This is a genomic window from Bartonella sp. MM97QHHN (genome assembly GCF_042194285.1).
Classification (GTDB): domain Bacteria; phylum Pseudomonadota; class Alphaproteobacteria; order Rhizobiales; family Rhizobiaceae; genus Bartonella.
On record NZ_JBHIMS010000074.1, the window covers coordinates 150756 to 170850 of the forward strand.

The following is a 20095-nucleotide window of genomic DNA, read 5'->3' on the forward strand; positions in this document are numbered from 1 at the left end:
CTTTAACTCTCGTCTTCGCTATGCATGTTAGAAGACTCGGGCATCACTCCATCAGACGAACTGGTGACGACGACATCACCCTCGTTAAGTCCTGAAATAATCTCTGCCATAACCTTATTATTCAACCCAACGCTCACCTGTTTAGTAACCAACTTATTTTCCCCCACCAAAACAGAAACCCATGCTTTACGCTCTCTTGTCTCATCGCGTAAAGCATTACTTGGAACCAACAAGACATTCTGTGCGCGCCCTAAGATAATATGAACTTGAGCAGTCATATAGGTTCGCAAAAAATTGTCCGCATTATCAACATGTAGAATTCCGTTATAATAAATAGCCGATGAGATTAAAGCACTAGAACCACTCACCATACCAGGATTAATACTCACATCAGCACGAATTGTTTCAGGAGCCGGCTCTACTTTTTCTAAAACGCCTTCATAACGACGCTGTGAATTACCTAGAACTGTAAAATAAAGTGGTTGTCCAGCTCGGACTTTAAGAACATCTGCTTCTGAGATTTGCGCCTTGATCGTCATCTTTGATAAATCACCCAAAATAACAATTGTTGGCGCCGACTGAACCGCATTCACATTCTGCCCTTCTTCCACAACTGTTGCCAAAACCGTTCCCGCTGAAGGGGCAGTGATGCGTGTATAACCTAAATTAACCTCTGCACTCTCCACATCAATTTGTGCTTGCACAATCTGCTGACGAAGTTGTTCAATTTGCGCCTCGCGTATTTTCACCTGTGTCGTAGCCTCATCGAGGTTCGCACGTGAAACCGCACGTGTTTCAATCATTTTTTTCTGACGCTCTAAATTTTTCTGTGCAAGAGAAAGATAGGCTTCTTGTTCTACCAAACTCGCATAATAATGCGATAATGCTGCTTTTTTTCTTTTTAAATCATTTTCCTGATCTGTAGGATCAATTTCTGCTAAGAGATCGCCTTCTTTCACAACACTCCCAGGGGAAACATGCATTGACACCACACGCCCTGTTGCTCGCGCACCAACTGCCACCAACCGGTAAGGACGTACAAGACCAGAAGCTAAAACACTTTCCTCAATATCCCCACGCTTCACCACCGCTGTTATATAAGTTGGAGTAGATGTTCCAAAAAAAACAGAACGCAACCATAAAAACAAGAGAATGAGAAATATAGCAGTTAAAAAGAAGGAAAGTTTTTTGTGTTTTGTAATGAAATTTTTGAGTAAGTTTTTTTTCATTTCCCTACCTTTGCACGCGAACGAGGTGCACCATCAACGACTTCCGGACGTGATACATCAACAACGCCATCCCAGCCCCCCCCCAATGCTTTCATCAACGTGATATATTGTGTAACCAAAGAAACACGGCTATCTTTAAGTGCCATTTGTGCAGAATAATAAGAGCGATCAGCATTTAACAATTCAAGAAAACTGGTATTTCCATTCTCAAAAAGACTCCGTGAAAGTTTTAAGGAATGAAGAGAAGCTTTATTCGCAATGATTAGCTTTTCTAAGCGTTGATGTTCTTTAGTTAATCTTACCAACGCATTTTCTACATCTTCTAAAGCTCCCAAAACAGCAGCCCGATAAGTAATAAAAGCTTGATCACACTGTGCACGCGCGACAGCAATAGAAGCCTCAACCTGACCTCCATTAAAAAAAGGAAAACGCAGACCAGGTCCAAAAGACCAGCCAATCGTTGAATTTTTCCATAACTGATCTATCGCCGTTGCGGCTGTCGAAATATTACCTGTTAAAGTAAGTGATGGATAGCGATCTGCTTCACGTTGACCAATCCGCGCTGTCGCTTGCGCATATTGACGCTCTGCCCGTCGTAAATCCGGACGTGTTAACAAAATATCAGCTGGAATTCCTGCTGGTATCGGCCAGCGCGGTTGTGGAATCTTTGCATACTTAGCATTTTTTTGTAAAAGAGCCTTCAATGCCGTAGGCACACGACCAATTAAGACAGAAAGGCGATGAACGCTCATTGCTAAATTCGCTTCCATCTGTGATATATCTGCTTCTGTATTTGCCATTTGTGCTTGCGCATTTGAAACATCGAGCTCAGAAACATCACCAGCTGTTAATCTAGCACGCATCAATTCATAGGTTTTACGTTGTGATACAGCAATTTGACGCACAATCAACAATTTCTGTTGCCAACCACGCATTTGTACATAATTTGTTGCCACATCTCCTAACAATGTCACCATGGTAGCACGCATATCTTCCACAGCCGCATCAAGACCATAACGCGCTGCTTCAACCGCTCGTTTATGCCCACCAAAAAAATCAAGCTCCCAGCTTGCATCAAAACCACTACGGTATTGGTTTAACAATGCATCAGACTGTGCAGAATGACTACGGGTTCCTGAAATTGAATTGGACACATTTGGCAAAAGAGTTCCCACAACCTGTCCTAAACTCGCACGCGCCTCACGTACCCGAGCTTTGGCAACAGCAACATTATTATTTCCAGAAATCGCATAATCCATTAATGCATCTAGAACAGGGTCATTCAAACGCCGCCACCATCCGGCAAGCGCAACTGGCTGTCCAGCAGTCTGTGCAGATTTTTCTCCCCAAACTGCTGGAACACGAAAAGATGTTTTCTGGTAATTGGGACCAACCATACATCCTGACAAAAGCAACCACAACAAGACAATAGAAAGTAATCCACGAGAAGCGCCCCTTTTGAGATTTCTGATATACATCTAGTCTCCCGCATTCTTTCAGAATCATTATTTAATATTAATACTTTATTTACCTCTTATTTCAAACTTGACGTGAAAAATCAAATACAGTTTGCACAGGAATATGATCTGAAGGGCGTTCCCATCCGCGCGCATCACGAAAAATCGAAAGATCTACAACAAAAGGTGCTAAATCAGGAGAAGACCAAACATGATCAAGCCGCCGCCCATAATCGGTAAATGCCCAATCGCGTGCACGATAACTCCACCATGTATAAAGCTTGGTAGGAGCAGGAATATGCAACCGCATCAGATCAACCCATCCACCTTGACAACACAAATCCTGTAAACGCTCGGTTTCAATAGGAGTATGGCTTACAACCTTCAACAATTGCTGATGAGACCAAACATCCTCTGCCAAAGGAGCAATATTTAAATCGCCCACCAAAAGAGAAGAAAGACCATCTCCTTGATCCGCACGTATGGAAGACATTTCTTCTAAAAAATCAAGCTTATGACGAAATTTTTCATTCACATCAGCATCTGGAATATCTCCCCCAGCAGGAACATAAAAATTATGAATCCGCAAGCTTCTCCCATGGGCTTCCACAATAACTGAGATATAGCGACAATCTTGGTTTTGGCAAAAAAAACGCTTTTCTACCTTTTTAAAAGGCAAACGAGAAACAATAGCCACCCCGTTATAAGATTTTTGTCCACTCAATGCGATATGCTTATAACCCGCTGCTTCAAAAGCCTCCACTGGAAATAAAGCATCTGGACATTTTGTTTCCTGTAGACACAAAACATCTACGGAAAAGAGATCCAAATACTGAAAAACCTGTGCAAGACGCAAACGAATAGAATTAATATTCCAAGTTGCAATACGAAAGAACATTTGTTTTAATCCCAATGACGTAACACTCTTTCTTCATTTCTTCGAAGGAAGTGTGAACATCCCATTAGCGAACCGGACGTCTGTCCGCACATTCATAATCTGCACAGTAGTTTCCAAATTTTGTTGGTCAACAATTGTCCACTGTCGCAAAGCAGAGCCTTTAGAATCAAAAACCATCCTTATTTGCCCTGCCCCAATCGTTTTATCATGCAGAACAATCGTTACAGCCCCTGGATCTTCGCGAAATGCGAACAAGCGCCCAGAAGATACATCAATTTTATCATCCAACAAAAATTTCATTGGCGTTTGCGAAAGTTGTGAAAAGTTCCAAGTATTCAAAGCCCGATTGTTAATACCTACAAATTGGCCATCTGAAATAATCTGTAAAGGCATTTTTTTGTAAATGAAACGAATTTTCCCTGGGCGCTCTAAATAAAATGTCCCCTGAGACATTTTTCCCTTTGGACTAAACTGAATAAAATCACCTGTCATTGTTTTGATTGCCGCAAAGTGATTCACAACATTTTGCGCCTTTATCACTTTATTAGATGCTTGCGAAAAAACAGGAACAGTTAAACACCAAAAGATAATAATTCCCACCAACCCAAAGACTCTTCTTTGCGGTAAAAAAGACGTTTTCATAAAAAATGCTCCCAAGCAATACTTAATTGACTTTATAATTCATAACTTAAGTGATCAACGACGAATAAATACCCTTCTTTATAAGATAAAGATATTGTTTGAAAAAAATATCAAAAGATTTTTAAAAGTATTCTTCTTCGACAATCTCCAACACTTTTCGCTTACCCATATCATTAGCTGGACTAATGATGCCTTCTTCTTCTATCCTTTCGATCAATGTGGCGGCACGGTTATAACCAATGCCTAAACGACATTGAATATAAAAAGTTGAAGCCTTACGATCACGAAGCATAATAGCAACAGCTTGACAATAGGAATCATCTGCTAAAGAAAAAGCTAAAGAAACATCCTTTTTTATTTTTTGCGGTATCGTTTCCAAATAATCAGTCTGCGTTTAAGTTTCCGAAAGCATCCAAATTTCCTGCTTTTCTAAACGCATAATATATTCTTTTCCACCCCTAATCTATGAAGCAACATAAATTATAGTCAAGACATAATGGATTAAGGACTAAACATATTACTCGCAAACCTGAAAGCTCTTTTAAGTATCAAAAATACTTTTTTGACTTCCTTCTCACCCAAAAGAATAAAAATTTTCACCACAACCGCTCTGTAAACAGTTTGGAGTTTAGCAAATTTCACTTAGCTTCCCACCCCATATAATTCATTTATATTAAGACTCGACAGATCAGCCTTGCCCTAAATATTTAGAGCGCACTTAAAAAGACACTTAAATATCAAGTCTTACATGCTTTTACACCCCTACATTCGCAATAACATTATTTTATACCAAGATATTGATTTATAATAATTTATCTTTTTAACTTAAATCATAACGCCAAATACAATAAGATTCTTTCATCACATACTCTCTCATATTGAATCAACTCAAATCATTTGCTTGCACATTACAAGCAAGGTTGGTGTGTGGATAAAAGTTATATAAGATAAAGAATCCCCTTATAAAGAGTTCCAAGTGCCAAGGAGCTATCGCAAATCGAGAACTGGTGTATGAAAATGCAGACTTTCTACGATACAGTAAACAAACACTTGTTTTATAAGATATTATAAAAAACAACTATAAAGATTTTTCAAAAGCGCTCTTCTTCAGCAGGCACTAAAATTTCTCGTTTCCCTGCGTGATTTGCTGGACTAATGATACCTTCTTCTTCCATCCTCTCAATCAGTGTCGCAGCACGATTATAACCAATGCCTAAACGGCGTTGAATATAAGAAGTCGAAGCCTTACGATCACGAAGCACAATAGCAACAGCTTGACTATAGGGATCATCTTCTGAAGGAGAAGCCAAAGAAACATCAGCACCATCCTCTTCAACTTCTTGCGTAATTGTTTCCAAATAATCAGGTCGTGCTTGCGCTTTGAGATGCGCAACAACCTGCTCCACTTCATCATCCGCAACAAAAGGACCATGCACACGTTGAATACGTCCTCCTCCCATCATAAAGAGCATATCTCCTTGTCCCAATAATTGCTCGGCCCCCTGTTCACCTAAAATTGTTCGGCTATCAATTTTTGAACTCACAGAAAAAGAAATACGTGTAGGAAAATTGGCTTTGATCGTCCCAGTAATAACATCGACGGAAGGACGCTGTGTCGCCATAATCACGTGGATACCGGCAGCACGTGCCATTTGTGCCAAGCGTTGAACCGCGCCTTCAATGTCTTTACCAGCAACCATCATCAAATCAGCCATTTCATCAATAATGACAACAATATAGGGCATAGGACTAAAATCAAGTGTTTCCGTTTCATAAAGAGGCTCACCGGTCTCGCGATCAAATCCAACTTGAATTGTCCGCACCATTGTCTCTCCCTGACTTGCAGCTTCCCTAAGACGTGCATTAAACCCATCAATATTACGAACGCCTAGTTTTGACATTTTACTATAGCGTTCTTCCATTTCACGAACAGCCCACTTTAAAGCAATCACGGCTTTTTTAGGATCTGTCACCACGGGTGTTAATAAATGGGGAATGCCATCATAAACCGAAAGCTCAAGCATTTTCGGGTCCACCATAATGAGACGACATTGTTCAGGTGTCATACGATAAAGCAATGATAAAATCATTGTATTGATAGCAACAGACTTTCCCGATCCTGTTGTACCAGCAACCAAAAGATGGGGCATTTTTGCTAAATCTGCAACAACAGCTTCCCCCCCGATTGTCTTACCCAAAGCAAGTCCTAGCTTGGCTTTGCTGTCAATAAATTCTTGCGCCTGCAACATTTCTCGTAAATAAACCATCTCACGCTTTGCATTAGGCAATTCTATTCCAATAACATTACGTCCTGGAACCACCGCAACACGCGCCGAAATCGCACGCATCGAGCGTGCAATATCATCTGCCAAACCAATGATACGGGAAGACTTAATGCCTGCAGCCGGTTCAAATTCATACAAAGTTACCACCGGTCCAGGACAAGCATCTATAATTTTTCCTTTGACCCCAAAATCTAACAAAACCCCTTCAAGCTCTTGAGAATTTGCTCTTAAAATAGCAGGAGAAAGTTTTGCATCCTTAACAGACGGTGGTGGAACCGAAAGATAATCTACAAGAGGAAGAACAAAACCACCCTTTGAAGAAGCTGTTAAAGACTTTCGATTTTTAACAGGAGAAATATAGGCTTTATTTTGATTTTCCTCACACTTTACTTTTTCACCTAAAAAAGTTGGCTCAATCCGATCAAATGGCTTTCCTTGCCCTTTACTCTGAAAACGCCTTTTGAAACAGAATAAACGAAAAAAACGCGCTTGAAAAAAATAAAAAAGATGCAAAAGAGCGCCACAAGTTGTCGCAAAAAAACCATGATTTTCACGATCCTCCTCTGCGGCATATTCCGTATCTTCTTCCAACTCAAAGACTGGATTAACGATTTCGTCTTTGGGAATGCTTTTTTCTTTTCTTTTCTTTGTTCGACGCCGCCATATCACATTACCAGCAAAAGCAGCGGTGAAAAAACCTAAAAGAATAAAAACAACACTGAAAAACACCGTGTAAGGAGGAGAAAGAAAAAGAGGAAAGACTGAAGAAGCAACACTTAAAACTTTATCTCCTAAAACCCCTCCTAATCCCATTGGCAATGGCCAATAAGTAAAAGAAGCAACAGGTGACATAAGGGCAAAAGCAATTAAAAAACAAATCGTTGATAGCACCCATAAAAAAAAGCGCAAAGTCAAATTGTAGATATTCTTTTGCGCCAACAAGAGAAAAGACCAAAATAACGGTGGCAACAAAACAGAAAGACTTGCCAAGCCAAAAAACTGCATAATAAAATCTGAAAAAATTGCCCCCATCCACCCCATAAGGTTTGTAACCTCATTTGTACTTGCATGGGTTAAAGATGGATCCTCAACATTCCACGTCGCCAAAGCAAACACACAAAAAATAATAAAGCCCAAAAGCCCAAGCCCAATAAATACCCCTATCTGACGTAAAAACATCTCAATAAGACGCGAACCTTGAGAATTTCGCACTTCTAATGAATCATAAGGAGAAGAACTTCGGTGCATCTATCAATTCCAAATACAAAACTTTCATATTTTAAAGAGTTATAACTCCCTCTCTCTCTTAAAAAAGGATGAAGCTTAAAACTCTGTACCGATCTGTAAACAAATAGCCTGTAAACAATCCGACGTCTTATCTAGCGCGTTCTACCTTCTAACCACTTCATATCACTCATATATCACCACCCTAAGAGACTATCCTTCATAAGGCACACAAAAAGCTCTCCCAAGATATTTATCACACGATCAACCAAAAAACACCTCATGTGTTAAAATGTCACATGGGTCCTATAGGCACCTTCCTCAACAAATAATATTTTTTATGCTACATCATGATAACGGCAAAATATGAATACTGTTTTAACCATCACGAATGACAACAATTTTTTATCTATCATACTAACTAAATATCCCCCTTCAGGACAGGCATACTGAAGTAACTCACACAACTTAAAAAATACACGACCATCTTTGTTTATTTTTAGTTTTCTTTTTTATCAACCAAGTGTAAAAAGAATTGAAGAGGAATATTCAAAAAAGCTTATCCGATAAATCTGTAAGATGAATCACATAAATGATTAAGCAGAAAAACTCTGAAAAACCAATCCGTCATCAGATTGGCGCCAAAAAGAAACCTCGTTCTTGTAAAGCAGAGAGAAAAGTAAAAGTTAAGATATTTTAGGCAATGTAAAAAGATATTCTTTTTAAAAGAAAGCAAACTATAAACAATGGAAGAAGTATTGTGTGTTCTAATCGCAATAAAAACGTACAACCCAATAAAAAAATTAAATCTCATAAAACTAAACAATGTGATCTGCTCATTGCAGGGGGGGCAGCTGTCGGTTTAACCCTAGCGACAGCACTCAAGCAAACAGCCCCTAATCTGAAAATAAAAATCGTTGATGCTGCTCCACAAGGAGATACCCCTGCTTCTAACATACGAACCATTGCCCTTGCTGCTGCTTCTATTCGTATGTTAAAACAATTACAATGTTGGGAATCTATAAAACCCTATGCGCAACCCATTCATTCAATGATCATCACAGATACAAGCACAAATGATCCTGTCAAACCCACTCTTTTAACCTTTGAAGGCGACATTAATCCCGGCGAGCCCTTTGCTGCTATGGTAGAGCATAGAGAACTCATCAACACTTTAAAAAAACGTGTCAAAGATCTCAATATCCCTGTTATTACAAACACCCGTGTCATTGATTTTCATCAAGAAGACCAACATACAACCGTTACTTTAAATAATGAAGAGGTTTGGCAAACAAAATTGCTTATTGCAGCTGACGGAGCCCATTCGAAATTACGCCAAAAAGCAGATCTTAAAAACTTTTCTCATCCCTATAAACAAACAGCAATCATCTGCACAGTTGAACATGAAAAACCCCATAATGGTCAAGCAATTCAACATTTTTTACCTGCCGGTCCTTTTGCTCTTCTCCCTCTCAAAGGCAACCGATCCGCCATTGTGTGGAATGAAGATCATAAAACTGCGCAATATTATCTCAAAGCTGATGCACTTATTTTTGAAACAGAACTCGAAAGACGCATTGGCCATCGATTAGGCAAACTCTCTTGGGATGGCGAACGTCAAGCTTTTCCTTTGAGTCTTTCTTTAACACGTCAATGCGTTAAACCACGTTTTGCTCTCGTTGGCGATGCCGCCCATACCATCCACCCCATTGCAGGACAAGGACTCAATTTAGGATTACGCGATAGCGCTGCCCTCGCTGAAGTGATTATTGAAACAGCACGACTAGGTCTTGACATTGGCTCCCTCACGGCTTTAGAGCGCTATCAAAGCTGGAGACGTTTTGAAATTGTCCGTATGGCTTTAAGCAATGATTGGCTTAATAAACTCTTTTCTAATGATAGCCTTCTTTTACGGATGCTCCGCGATACCGGACTTGGAATCATTAATCAAGCACCAAAAATAAAAAAATACTTCATTCAAGAAGCTGCCGGACTCTCTCCAAATGCTCCACGTCTTCTACACGGCTTCCCACTTTAAGCAAAAATTCATACTATTTCACTTTTTTTACAACCTTTGCCTTCCTCCTTCAAAGAACAAAAAATTCCTATCTCATCCAATCTGTTTACAAACCGGATTCCTGTCGAGTAATTTTTTCTTGACTTCCTCCTCCCATATTTCATTTAATATAAAACTCGACAAGCAAGCTACATTCTAAGAATATTCACCATGCACTGAAAAAACGTTTAATGTCTCAAAGAGGTTACCTTATATCACCACACCTTAAAAGAAGCCATCTCACGGCATAACAAAATAAACAAGACTTTTTAGCACACAACACTTTTATTTATAATAATAAGTTCATTGTTCTCATATTGAGTGAGAAATCTAAAGATCATAAAATACCCTTATTTCAAATCTCTCTCATGTTGAAGCAATCAAAATCATTCGCTTGCACATCACAAGCGAAAGTGTCGTATAAATAAAAACAATTAAACAAAGCAACAAAAAGTCTCCCCCTCTCGAGAACTAAGGACTTTAGCAACATTGGAGGCGAGTAAAGTGTATAAGGACGCCGGCTTACACTTTTTATTGAAGTACAAATGGTGCTGTACAATGGATTTTATATGATCATAGGAACTTTTACGTTATACTATTCACGAAAAGCGCTATAAAATAAGCTTAGTTGCATTGAAAAATTTTTCTTTTAAAAAAGTGCGTAAATTGGAAACATAAATGTATTCCGTTTGGGGCATTCTGCTTCTCAGACAAACTCTTTAACTTATTGTGGAAATACCACACGACTTTAGAAAAAATATTCCAATATATAACAAAGTTTTCCGTACTCTATACCATCATACACAATTGTAAACCTGCATATCACCCCCTATTTCACACCATAAAAGAAGATAAACCGCAATAGAAATGATCCAATCCTTTTATTTTCAAATACGCTCTTTATTCATTATTCATAAACGCTCATAAATGAATTTTAATCACAAACGCTCAGAAATATGTCATAAATTCTATAAAACCCATAACAGCCATAGAAATTTTCCATTTTTCTATATACTCACTCATCTCAACTAAACGAACGATAAATAAAGTAAATGCCTCTTATATAATCTTACAGAAAAAAGACCAAACAAAATCTATAACATCAGGCTTGTTCTACAGAACAGTATTTCAAAAATATAAGTATGCTAATTTATTAACATATTAATTGATAAAAGTATCATTTTACATATTGAGTTAAAATCTCTATGCAATAAATTATTCTAATTTCGACCATTTTTGTAAATAATCAATAAAACTCTTTATTTACATAGACTAAAAAGAGCAACGTTAATGAAACGATAAAAAGAAGTAAAATATCCCCCTCTCTCAAATGCCAAAAGCAATTACAATATTCCAATCTGGCATCATCATTATGCTTGCCAGATTATAACAACAAGACCTTTTGCATTTAAATAAACTTTTTCACGCTCCCTATCATTGTATTTGGTAACTCAATACTTTAATATATTCGTTCAGTATATTTATACAATTAAATTACCCAAAAGAGCATACTTCTTGCATTTACATTCCTTGGTATTCCCTTATCTTGTAAAGATCGCACACGTGTTACGTTACTTCGAGTTCATCAAGTGTATACCCATTCTCCAACCACTCTTTAATCCACTTAGGTCTACGTCCACGCCCATTCCATAATTCCCATTGGTTATTGGGATTTCTATAATGGCGCTCTTTGCTCACAAGATCAGCGATATCAATTCCATGGGCATTAGCAATTTCAAGAATTTTTCGTCGCGCATTTTGCTTTTCCTTTGCTTGCCGTTTTTTTAATTCCACATCGATTTGTGTACGCATCTCTTTTAGTTCATCAAAATTCATATTTTTGAGATCATTCACCTTAATTACTCCCCTTGCAAAAAAGAATTTCTTTTTGCCATATTTTAAACACAATTATAGACAATTTTTGTCCATTTATTATCGAAATTAAAATTACGATACATATATCACTTTGACGGAGATGTGCTTTGAGCCACAAAGAACTGTTTATTGGTATATCAATTACCGCCACTGCATCTTTTTTCAGCTCAATCGCTGGAACTGCTAAATGCAGTGCTCAAACACCATCACACCTCTCTGACTCTCATGAATCAGTAGTCAAAAGTAAATATAAATCGTCACTCTATAAGTTATGGCAATACGCAACAAAGAACAAGCCCTCTCTGTATATTGATGGTGTAGTTCATTATGACAAGAAAACCTCCCCTCATACACAACGGCTTTTTACTTCGTATAAATTTTTTTTGAAAAGATTTTTGCAACTAGAGAATTATATAAAACAAGCAGCTTCAATACAGTATCAAAGATTATTATTTTTTAAAAGCAGCGCCTTTCTTCGTGATTCCAATAATATTAGTTGGCGTAATGTACTATATTTTATTCCACACTTTTATCTTGTTGGTTGGATATTCGCATATATTAGAAATATTCTTAGAAGAGAACAAAGCAATAATCACAAGGAATATTCTAAGCTAAACAATCTCATTCTACAAATTTATAAAATCAAAAGACAACGAGAAAAAGCACAACACAGAATTAGCATTTGTATTAATAAAATTCTTCATAATAAGGTGTATTGCTAATGATTGTTCCAGATTTCACATTTTTTGCTGCTGCATACATATCCAATATGCCTCCCATGACATTTTCAGTTGTTGCCGAACAAGAAACGCGGGACAATGTCTATGTAACAGATGATAAAGATAACTTGTTCTATCAATCATCTCAGTTTAAAGAAACAATCGCAACAGCTAAACAGAGTGAACATAATTTTAACATAATTTTAGGGCAAATTGATGTTGGAAATGTGAAATTGTTTTCTCTTTTGGATGCGTTTGATTTTTGCAGAAATATTACAGCTGTACAAAGCGCTTTAACTTACTGCTATGAACAAACAACATCAAAGTGCATCTTTGAAAAAGCGACTTTGCAGTCTGTGCTGAATTTTTACAATACAGAAAACTCAAACCACACCCGTATGCAAAAAATTACTTCATATATTGGAGTAAAAGCTGCTGTACGAGGAAATGAAGGCTTGCAGGAGCCTGTAAAGCTTAAAAAAGAAGAACCAGAACAGACAACTAAAGTAGATTCTCTTCCTCTCTCTTCAAAAGGAGAGGAAGATGCATTTACACATAAAGAAAGTAGCGCCCACGATGCTTTTTCAGCTGAAGATTTTCTTCATCGAGAAAATCGCTAGAGTGATGATTGATATTTTCACGAAAACCCAGAATTTTGATAGGATATTATAATGAAAGGTAGATAAGAAAATGTTAAAGCTCTAATTAGTAAGATTGAAAAAAATCTCTTCTAATTGAGGGCAAAGATAATGAAAATGATAGAACAAAACAGCGTTGATATGGCATTTAGTCAAAAAGCAGCACGTGAGATTACAGTCGTGATGCTTTCAGAAAGGGAATGGTATTTCACATTTATTTCCGATGATCCAATCACCGGAAAACCAAATAAATATACGTTACTTACACAAAGAGGAAAACTAAGAACTTGGGCTGATCCAAAATATCTTTTTAAGTTTCTTCATGAACGAGGGGTCATTTGTGGGAGTTTTAATCTTAATCAGGATAAAGAACATGAAACAATTAAATATTCTTCACACAACAGCTCGTAATAAAATTGCTGCATTTTCTGCAGCTTTAACCGTATTTTTTACGGCACATCCCATATGCGCTCAAGCACAAGTTTTGGGCAAGGCAAAGACAGCTTTAGATGCCCTGAAAACAGATCTTATTGGACACATTATCCCTGTTGCTGCTGCCGTTATACTTTTATGCCTAGCAATTGGTTATGCAGGGCGCTATATCGGAAAAGATACATTCGTACGCTGGGCAATCGGGGTCGTTATCGCTGGTTCAGCAGCTGAGCTTGTCAAAATGCTATTTGGAACAGCGCCATAAATTATATGTAAGTATAATTTTAACAAAATAGATTTTACTTATTAATTTTAGATAAATTAGTAATAATCTCAATGATGTTGAAAATAACGATAAAACTCTTAAGAGAATAGAAAATGAAACAATTAAGTAAATCGAAATCAAAAAATAATCGAATTATTGCATTTTCTGCAGCTTTAACCGTATTTTTTACGGCACATCCCATATGCGCTCAAGCGCAAGTTTTGGGCAAGGCAAAGACAGCTTTAGGTGCTCTGAAAACAGATCTTATTGACAATATTATTCCTGTTGCTGCTGCCGTTATCCTCTTATGCTTAGCAATTGGTTATGCAGGACGCTATATTGAAAAAGAAACATTTGTACGCTGGGCAATTGGTGTTGTCATCGCTGGTTCAGCAGCTCAACTTGTTGGAATGCTATTTGGAACAGCTCCATGAATTATACGTAAGGATAATTTTAACAAAATAGATTTTACTTATTAATTTTAGATAAATTAGTAATAATCTCAATGATATTGAAAATAACGATAAAACTCTTAAGAGAATAGAAAATGAAACAATTAAGTAAATCGAAATCAAAAAATAATCGAATTATTGCATTTTCTGCAGTTTTAACCGTATCTTTTATGGCACATCCCATATGCACTCAAGCGCAAGTTTTGAACAAAGCAACGACAGCTTTAGGTGCTCTGAAAACAGATCTTATTGACCATATTATCCCTGTTGCCGCTGCTGTTATCCTCTTGTGCTTAGCAATTGGTTATGCAGGACGCTACATCGGAAAGGATACGTTTGTACGCTGGGCAATTGGTGTTGTCATCGCTGGTTCAGCAACTCAACTTGTCTCAATGCTGTTAAAACCGTAATGAATTATATGCAAGTATAATTTTAACAAAATAGGTTTTATTCATCTATTGTAGATACACTGATAATAGTATTATTTAATGTAAAATAATAACACATAGCATTCATAAATGTTTATTGAAAGAATAAAAAATGAGAAAATTAAATAATTTCAAATCACAAAATAACAACAGAATCATAGCAATTTCTGCAGCTATAATAACATTTTTTATGACTCATCCTATATGTGCTCAAGCACAAGTTTTGAGTCCAGCAAACAAGGCTTTAAAAAGTTTACAAGATGATCTTGTTAAATACATTATCCCTGTTGCTGCTGCCGTTATCCTCTTGTGCTTGGCAATTGGTTATGCAGGACGCTACATCGGAAAGGATACGTTTGTACGTTGGGCAATTGGTGTTGTCATTGCTGGTTCAGCAACTGAACTTGTTGGGATGCTGTTTACTAAGTAATAATAAATTTAAATATAATTATTGGTTAAAAAAATGAAGAAATTGAATAATTTAAAGTCAAAAAATAATCGAACCATTCCAGCTTCTGTAGCTATAACCGCGTTTTTTATGACTCATCCTATATATGCTCAAGCGCAAGTTTTGAGTCCAGCAAACAAAGCTTTAACAGCTCTACAAAAAGATCTTATTGACAATATTATTCCTGTTGCTGCTGCTGTTATACTTTTGTGCTTAGCAATTGGTTATGCGGGACGCTACATCGGAAAAGATACATTTGTACGATGGGCAATTGGTGTTGTTATCGCAGGCTCAGCAACTCAACTTGTTGGAATGCTGTTTAAAGCATAATGAATTATATATAAGGATAATTTTAACAAAATAGATTTTATTTATCTGTCGTATATACACTGATGATAGTGTTATTTAATGTAAAATAATAACACATAGCATTCATAAATGCTTTCTGAAAGGATAAAAAATGAGAAAATTAAATAATTTCAAATCACAAAATAACAACAGAATCATAGCAATTTCTGCAGCTATAACAACATTTATTACGGCTCATCCTGTACATTCCCAAGCGCAAGTTTTAAAAGCTAAAGATGCTTTAACAGCTCTACAAACAGATCTTACTACCCATATTATTCCTGTTGCTGCTGCTGTTATACTTTTGTGCTTAGCAATTGGTTATGCAGGACGCTACATCGGAAAAGACACTTTTGTACGCTGGGCAATCGGTGTTGTCATCGCTGGTTCAGCAACTCAACTTGTCTCAATGTTGTTTAAAACATCGTAAAGTTAACGATAAATAAAGTTAATAACAAAACGAGTAGTAGCTGTATACCAGTAGTAATATCGCTCATACTACGAAAAAAGGAATATTATTTAGAGCAATTTTAATTAAAAGGGGATAAAAGATATGAAGCAATTAAACACACTTCAGGTAAAAATATATAAGATTAGTGTTATTGTTATCACTTCAGTTATGTTATTAATAACTCAATCTGCATATGCTCAGACGGAAACAAAGAGTTTAGATGTTTTCATAGGGATGCAATATGGATTAAGTATAATTATTCCTATCGTTGCTGCTATCATTCTTTTATTACTTTTGCTTATTTATATATTTCGCATTATCGCAAGAGCTACATTTATGCGATGGGCATTCAGTGTCATTATTGCTGGTGCAGCTTTTTATATTAGCCACATATTATTTCACCTCCAGTGACGAGAACATTCCATGAAATCGCAAGAAAAAAAAGAATTCCCCCTATTCAAGGGAGCAACACGTGTTCCAACGATATGGGGTGTTCCCATGATGCCATTTATCGTTATGGTTATGGGGGTTGCTGTTATTGCTATGACAGTAAATATCTTTTTGTGGATTATAGCACCTCCATTATGGTTTATTATGGTGCAAATTACTAAAAACGATGATAAGGCGTTTCGTATCTGGTGGTTATGGATCGATACTAAATTTCGCAATCGCAACAAAGGTTTTTGGGGCGCATCAAGTTATAGTCCCTCTGATTATAGTAAAAGGAGATAAACATGACAGCTGTTGAAAGCAGCAAACGCCTTGCATCAGAGACACCTGTAAGCCTGTTTCTGCCTTATTCACATCATATTACAGATACAATTATTTCTACTAAAAATGCGGAATATTTATCAATTTGGAAAATTGATGGGCGTTCGCATCAAAGCGCTTCAGAAGAAGATATTTTTCAATGGATAAAAGAGCTTAACAATACTCTACGGGGTCTTGCATCAGCCAATTTATCATTTTGGACGCATATTGTGCGCCGCCGTGTTTATGAATATCCTGATTCAACATTTGATCAAATGTTTTGCTATCAACTTGATGAAAAATATCGACAAAGCTTTACTGGTTATAATTTGATGGTCAATGATTTATATCTGACTGTCATTTTTCAACCGATAGCGGATAAAATTATGTCGTTCTTTTCTAAACATGAACGTGAAACGCTTGATCAAAAAAAGATGCGACAAGACACATGTATCAAAGAACTCAATGACATCAATCGTACTTTAGGCCAATCTTTAAACCGTTACGGTGCAGAACTTCTTGGTGCTTATGAAAAAAATGGGCATGTTTATTCTTCTGCACTTGAATTCCTTGGAATGCTTGTCAATGGTGAATATCGCCCTATGCCAATTTGCCATGACCGTTTTGCTGACTATATGTCTGTCAATCGACCTTTTTTCTCAAAATGGGGCGCTCTTGGTGAACTGCGAACAACCAGTGGAATGCGTCGATTTGGAATGCTGGAAATTAAAGAATATGATGCAACAACCAAACCAGGACAATTGAATGTTTTGTTGGAAAGTGACTTCGAGTTCGTATTGACGCAGAGCTTTTCGGTGCTCTCCCGACATGCTGCTAAAGATTATTTACAACGGCATCAGCGTAATCTGATTGATGCACGAGATGTGGCAACGAGCCAAATTGAACAGATTGACGAAGCACTAAACCAGCTTATCAGTGGGCATTTTGTCATGGGAGAACATCACTGCACATTAACGATCTATGGTGATACAATTCAACAAGTTCGCGACCATATGGCCAAAGCAAGTGCAGCATTACTAGACGTTGCGGTACTGCCCAAACCTGTAGACTTAGCAATAGAGGCTGGCTATTGGGCACAACTTCCTGGCAATTGGAAATGGAGACCGCGTCCTGCTCCGATTACATCATTGAACTTTTTATCATTTTCATCTTTTCATAACTTTATGTCAGGAAAACCCACTGGCAACCCATGGGGACCAGCCGTCACAATTCTTAAAACAACCAGTAAAACGCCGCTTTATTTCAATTTTCATGCCTCCAAACTTGAAGAGGACTCGACAGATAAACGTTTACTTGGTAATACCGCGCTTATCGGACAATCTGGTTCGGGTAAAACCGTTTTACTCGGCTTTTTGTTAGCACAAGCACAAAAATTTAAGCCGACAACTGTTGTTTTTGATAAAGATCGTGGTATGGAAATTGCCATTCGGGCGATGGGTGGAAAATATTTAACATTCAAGCCAGGCAGAAAAAGTGGTTTCAATCCTTTCCAACTCCCACCCACACAAGAAAATCTTATTTTTTTGAAACAATTTGTTAAAAAATTGGCAGAAGCTGGTGGTGAAGTCACGCACCACGACGAAGAAGAAATTAACAAAGCAGTTATGTCTGTTATGAGTGCTAACATTGACCGATCACTCCGTCGTTTGTCCTTTCTAGTACAATTTTTACCAAATCCACGTTTAAGTGATTATAATGCTCACCCATCTGTTCATGCTCGCTTACTAAAATGGTGTGAAGGTGGTGATTATGGGTGGTTGTTTGATAATCCCCATGATGCTCTTGATCTCTCAACACATCAAATTTACGGCTTTGATATCACGGAATTTTTAGATAATTTTGAAACTCGCACTCCAGTGATGATGTATTTGCTTTACCGCACAGAAGGCATGATTAGCGGACAGCGATTTATGTATATCTTTGACGAGTTTTGGAAGCCTTTGCAAGATCCGTACTTTGAAGATTTAGCGAAAAATAAACAAAAGACTATCCGTAAACAAAATGGTATTTTTGTTTATGCAACACAAGAACCTAGCGATGCCTTGGAAAGTAATATTGCCAAAACACTCATTCAACAGTGTGCAACTTACATTTTTCTAGCCAATCCCAAAGCAAATTATGAAGATTATACAAAAGGCTTTAAACTAACAGATGCCGAATTTGAACTCGTTAAAGGACTTGGTGAATTTAGTCGCCAATTCCTCATTAAGCAGGGTGATCAATCTGCGCTTGCAGAACTGAATCTTGGTAAATTCCATCTGACACGCGATGGAAAAACCATCGAACACGACTTTAGTGACGAGCTCTTAGTGTTATCAGGAACGCCTGATAACGCAGAGTTAGCTGAAAGCATTATCGCAGAAGTTGGTGATGATCCGGCAATATGGTTACCAATTTTCTTACAGCACGCAAAAAATGACAGGAGGGAAACATGAAAAAAAAGGTCATTTCAATAGTAGTTGTAATAACTTTAGGGATTTCAAACCCAGCGATGGCTTGGGTTTGGGGCGCTGGGGCGGCGGATTTATCGGCATCCGTTCCAACGAAGTGGCCCAATTTTTTTGGAAGTTCATCTTCAAATACATCAAAGTCTAAAAAAACTCCACAGCAAAAGAAAGCGCCACCTGATGCCCAACTTCTCGATATGCTAAAAAAACACCTTGAGGAAGTAAAAAAGATACACGAATCTATAACGGGAAGCCAAAAATTCGATACTAAAAAACTTAAAAATGTACAAACAGATCACAGTAGCTTTTTTCTCAAAAATCCAGAGAATCTCTACAATAGAAATAAAACTTCTGCTCTATCTACATCATTTGAAAATATTTTAAAAGAAGAAGAAATTCCTGTCACTATCCATGAATCTAGCAGTTTTATCAACAAGCGCATCCAATATGCAGCCATCACTGATAAAGCCGTAAGTTTAAAAACTTTTCAAGAAGCAAACAATCGTTTTCAGCAAATTGAAGAACTATTAAACGAAATCACGACAACAAAAGATCTAAAAAGTATTGCCGAGTTACAAGCACATATAATTGGAATGCTTGCTATGCTACAAAATGAAACAGCAAAACTACAAATGGTTACACATTTACGCAACGCTGAACATACACTTATCAAACAACAGAAAGATAAGCATAACATAAAAATTTTGAATAGTAAAAACACGAAAATGCCTACCATAAGATTTATTAGGTAAAGCTTTTATAATAACATTTTGTATATTATTTTCCTGTATGCTCGTAAAAAGAAAAAGTTAATGCGTAATACTCAATTCTCTCTCATAGATCGAAAAGGTCTACGAAGTTTCATTTTATCCTTAAAAAATTCAACGAAAAATGCTTAAAAATCATATAAAAAGTTGAAAATTCGTTAAAGAGGAATGCCATGAACTTCACTATGTTCACGCAACTTTTCGATAAAATTAACCAGGTAACACAAACATATGTCACGGGTATTTCCTCAAAAGCAATTGCT

General features: G+C 37.2%; 20 protein-coding genes and 1 pseudogene. 14 read left to right on the plus strand and 7 right to left on the minus strand.

The window, feature by feature from the left end:
- Positions 1-2: 2 nt before the first annotated feature.
- The 6 genes and pseudogenes from ACFIJW_RS04660 to ACFIJW_RS04685 all read right to left on the minus strand — a co-directional run bounded on the left by ACFIJW_RS04660 (position 3) and on the right by ACFIJW_RS04685 (position 7759).
- Positions 3-1229 (minus strand): efflux RND transporter periplasmic adaptor subunit, encoded by a 1227-nt coding sequence (locus ACFIJW_RS04660; protein WP_375633471.1) that lies wholly within the window; start codon positions 1227-1229, stop codon positions 3-5.
- On the minus strand, positions 1226-2707 hold the full coding sequence (locus ACFIJW_RS04665) for an efflux transporter outer membrane subunit (protein WP_375633472.1): 1482 nt from the start codon (positions 2705-2707) through the stop codon (positions 1226-1228). Before ACFIJW_RS04665 ends, ACFIJW_RS04660 begins: the two co-directional genes overlap by 4 nt.
- Before the next feature lie 61 nt (positions 2708-2768).
- The gene (locus ACFIJW_RS04670) at positions 2769-3584 is read right to left on the minus strand and encodes an exodeoxyribonuclease III (RefSeq protein ID WP_375617894.1); all 816 of its coding nucleotides are present in this window, start codon (positions 3582-3584) and stop codon (positions 2769-2771) included.
- 33 nt (positions 3585-3617) lie between these two features.
- A complete protein-coding gene (locus tag ACFIJW_RS04675) occupies positions 3618-4226 on the minus strand; it encodes an outer membrane lipoprotein carrier protein LolA (protein ID WP_375633473.1) in 609 nt (202 codons plus the stop codon).
- A 121-nt stretch (positions 4227-4347) separates the two neighbouring features.
- Positions 4348-4611 (minus strand): annotated as a pseudogene (locus tag ACFIJW_RS04680) (DNA translocase FtsK); the annotation flags it as partial.
- Positions 4612-5317: 706 nt separating this feature from the next.
- Complete coding sequence (locus ACFIJW_RS04685) at positions 5318-7759, minus strand: DNA translocase FtsK 4TM domain-containing protein (RefSeq protein ID WP_375633474.1); 2442 nt, start codon at positions 7757-7759, stop codon at positions 5318-5320.
- 736 nt (positions 7760-8495) lie between these two features.
- Between ACFIJW_RS04685 and ACFIJW_RS04690 the strand changes: the two genes are divergently transcribed.
- Positions 8496-9773 (plus strand): ubiquinone biosynthesis hydroxylase, encoded by a 1278-nt coding sequence (locus tag ACFIJW_RS04690; RefSeq protein WP_375633475.1) that lies wholly within the window; start codon positions 8496-8498, stop codon positions 9771-9773.
- A 1584-nt stretch (positions 9774-11357) separates the two neighbouring features.
- Here the strand turns inward: ACFIJW_RS04690 and ACFIJW_RS04695 are convergent.
- Positions 11358-11645 carry an H-NS family nucleoid-associated regulatory protein gene (locus ACFIJW_RS04695; protein ID WP_375633476.1) on the minus strand — a complete coding sequence of 96 codons (288 nt, stop codon included), beginning with the start codon at positions 11643-11645 and terminating at the stop codon, positions 11358-11360.
- Between the two features lie 128 nt (positions 11646-11773).
- Here ACFIJW_RS04695 and ACFIJW_RS04700 point away from each other — a divergent pair, with 128 nt between their 5' ends.
- The 13 genes from ACFIJW_RS04700 (at position 11774) to ACFIJW_RS04760 (ending at position 19817) form a co-directional block, all read left to right on the plus strand.
- Complete coding sequence (locus ACFIJW_RS04700; RefSeq protein WP_375633477.1) at positions 11774-12388, plus strand: hypothetical protein; 615 nt, start codon at positions 11774-11776, stop codon at positions 12386-12388.
- Positions 12388-13005 carry a TrwN protein gene (locus ACFIJW_RS04705; RefSeq protein ID WP_375633478.1) on the plus strand — a complete coding sequence of 206 codons (618 nt, stop codon included), beginning with the start codon at positions 12388-12390 and terminating at the stop codon, positions 13003-13005. Before ACFIJW_RS04700 ends, ACFIJW_RS04705 begins: the two co-directional genes overlap by 1 nt.
- A gap of 129 nt (positions 13006-13134) precedes the next feature.
- Positions 13135-13434 (plus strand): KorA family transcriptional regulator, encoded by a 300-nt coding sequence (gene korA, locus ACFIJW_RS04710; protein WP_375613158.1) that lies wholly within the window; start codon positions 13135-13137, stop codon positions 13432-13434.
- Entirely contained in the window at positions 13397-13720 is a 324-nt protein-coding gene (gene trwL, locus ACFIJW_RS04715) for a VirB2 family type IV secretion system major pilin TrwL (protein WP_375620008.1), read from the plus strand. The genes korA and trwL (ACFIJW_RS04715) overlap by 38 nt, the downstream gene beginning before the upstream one ends.
- 113 nt (positions 13721-13833) lie before the next feature.
- On the plus strand, positions 13834-14154 hold the full coding sequence (gene trwL, locus ACFIJW_RS04720; RefSeq protein WP_375633479.1) for a VirB2 family type IV secretion system major pilin TrwL: 321 nt from the start codon (positions 13834-13836) through the stop codon (positions 14152-14154).
- A gap of 113 nt (positions 14155-14267) precedes the next feature.
- On the plus strand, positions 14268-14582 hold the full coding sequence (trwL, locus tag ACFIJW_RS04725) for a VirB2 family type IV secretion system major pilin TrwL (RefSeq protein WP_375633480.1): 315 nt from the start codon (positions 14268-14270) through the stop codon (positions 14580-14582).
- Positions 14583-14712: 130 nt separating this feature from the next.
- Positions 14713-15030, plus strand: a complete 318-nt coding sequence (gene trwL / locus ACFIJW_RS04730) for a VirB2 family type IV secretion system major pilin TrwL (protein WP_375633481.1) — start codon at positions 14713-14715, stop codon at positions 15028-15030.
- Positions 15031-15063: 33 nt separating this feature from the next.
- On the plus strand, positions 15064-15378 hold the full coding sequence (trwL, locus tag ACFIJW_RS04735) for a VirB2 family type IV secretion system major pilin TrwL (protein WP_375633482.1): 315 nt from the start codon (positions 15064-15066) through the stop codon (positions 15376-15378).
- Between the two features lie 130 nt (positions 15379-15508).
- Positions 15509-15826 carry a VirB2 family type IV secretion system major pilin TrwL gene (trwL, locus tag ACFIJW_RS04740; protein WP_375633483.1) on the plus strand — a complete coding sequence of 106 codons (318 nt, stop codon included), beginning with the start codon at positions 15509-15511 and terminating at the stop codon, positions 15824-15826.
- A 123-nt stretch (positions 15827-15949) separates the two neighbouring features.
- A complete protein-coding gene (locus ACFIJW_RS04745) occupies positions 15950-16258 on the plus strand; it encodes a conjugal transfer protein (RefSeq protein WP_375633484.1) in 309 nt (102 codons plus the stop codon).
- A 12-nt stretch (positions 16259-16270) separates the two neighbouring features.
- Positions 16271-16579 (plus strand): type IV secretion system protein VirB3, encoded by a 309-nt coding sequence (locus tag ACFIJW_RS04750; protein WP_375633485.1) that lies wholly within the window; start codon positions 16271-16273, stop codon positions 16577-16579.
- A gap of 2 nt (positions 16580-16581) precedes the next feature.
- On the plus strand, positions 16582-19053 hold the full coding sequence (locus ACFIJW_RS04755) for a VirB4 family type IV secretion/conjugal transfer ATPase (RefSeq protein ID WP_375617808.1): 2472 nt from the start codon (positions 16582-16584) through the stop codon (positions 19051-19053).
- Positions 19050-19817 (plus strand): type IV secretion system protein, encoded by a 768-nt coding sequence (locus tag ACFIJW_RS04760; protein WP_375633486.1) that lies wholly within the window; start codon positions 19050-19052, stop codon positions 19815-19817. Before ACFIJW_RS04755 ends, ACFIJW_RS04760 begins: the two co-directional genes overlap by 4 nt.
- The last annotated feature ends 278 nt before the right edge of the window (positions 19818-20095 follow it).

Coding starts and splice junctions, on each gene's coding strand:
- ACFIJW_RS04660 (WP_375633471.1), bottom strand. CDS start 1,229: ATGAAAAAAAACTTACTCAAAAATTTCATTACAAAACACAAAAAACTT.
- ACFIJW_RS04665 (WP_375633472.1), bottom strand. CDS start 2,707: ATGTATATCAGAAATCTCAAAAGGGGCGCTTCTCGTGGATTACTTTCT.
- ACFIJW_RS04670 (WP_375617894.1), bottom strand. CDS start 3,584: ATGTTCTTTCGTATTGCAACTTGGAATATTAATTCTATTCGTTTGCGT.
- ACFIJW_RS04675 (WP_375633473.1), bottom strand. CDS start 4,226: ATGAAAACGTCTTTTTTACCGCAAAGAAGAGTCTTTGGGTTGGTGGGA.
- ACFIJW_RS04685 (WP_375633474.1), bottom strand. CDS start 7,759: ATGCACCGAAGTTCTTCTCCTTATGATTCATTAGAAGTGCGAAATTCT.
- ACFIJW_RS04705 (WP_375633478.1), top strand. CDS start 12,388: ATGATTGTTCCAGATTTCACATTTTTTGCTGCTGCATACATATCCAAT.
- korA (WP_375613158.1), top strand. CDS start 13,135: ATGAAAATGATAGAACAAAACAGCGTTGATATGGCATTTAGTCAAAAA.
- trwL (WP_375620008.1), top strand. CDS start 13,397: ATGAAACAATTAAATATTCTTCACACAACAGCTCGTAATAAAATTGCT.
- trwL (WP_375633479.1), top strand. CDS start 13,834: ATGAAACAATTAAGTAAATCGAAATCAAAAAATAATCGAATTATTGCA.
- trwL (WP_375633480.1), top strand. CDS start 14,268: ATGAAACAATTAAGTAAATCGAAATCAAAAAATAATCGAATTATTGCA.
- trwL (WP_375633481.1), top strand. CDS start 14,713: ATGAGAAAATTAAATAATTTCAAATCACAAAATAACAACAGAATCATA.
- trwL (WP_375633482.1), top strand. CDS start 15,064: ATGAAGAAATTGAATAATTTAAAGTCAAAAAATAATCGAACCATTCCA.
- trwL (WP_375633483.1), top strand. CDS start 15,509: ATGAGAAAATTAAATAATTTCAAATCACAAAATAACAACAGAATCATA.
- ACFIJW_RS04745 (WP_375633484.1), top strand. CDS start 15,950: ATGAAGCAATTAAACACACTTCAGGTAAAAATATATAAGATTAGTGTT.
- ACFIJW_RS04750 (WP_375633485.1), top strand. CDS start 16,271: ATGAAATCGCAAGAAAAAAAAGAATTCCCCCTATTCAAGGGAGCAACA.
- ACFIJW_RS04755 (WP_375617808.1), top strand. CDS start 16,582: ATGACAGCTGTTGAAAGCAGCAAACGCCTTGCATCAGAGACACCTGTA.
- ACFIJW_RS04760 (WP_375633486.1), top strand. CDS start 19,050: ATGAAAAAAAAGGTCATTTCAATAGTAGTTGTAATAACTTTAGGGATT.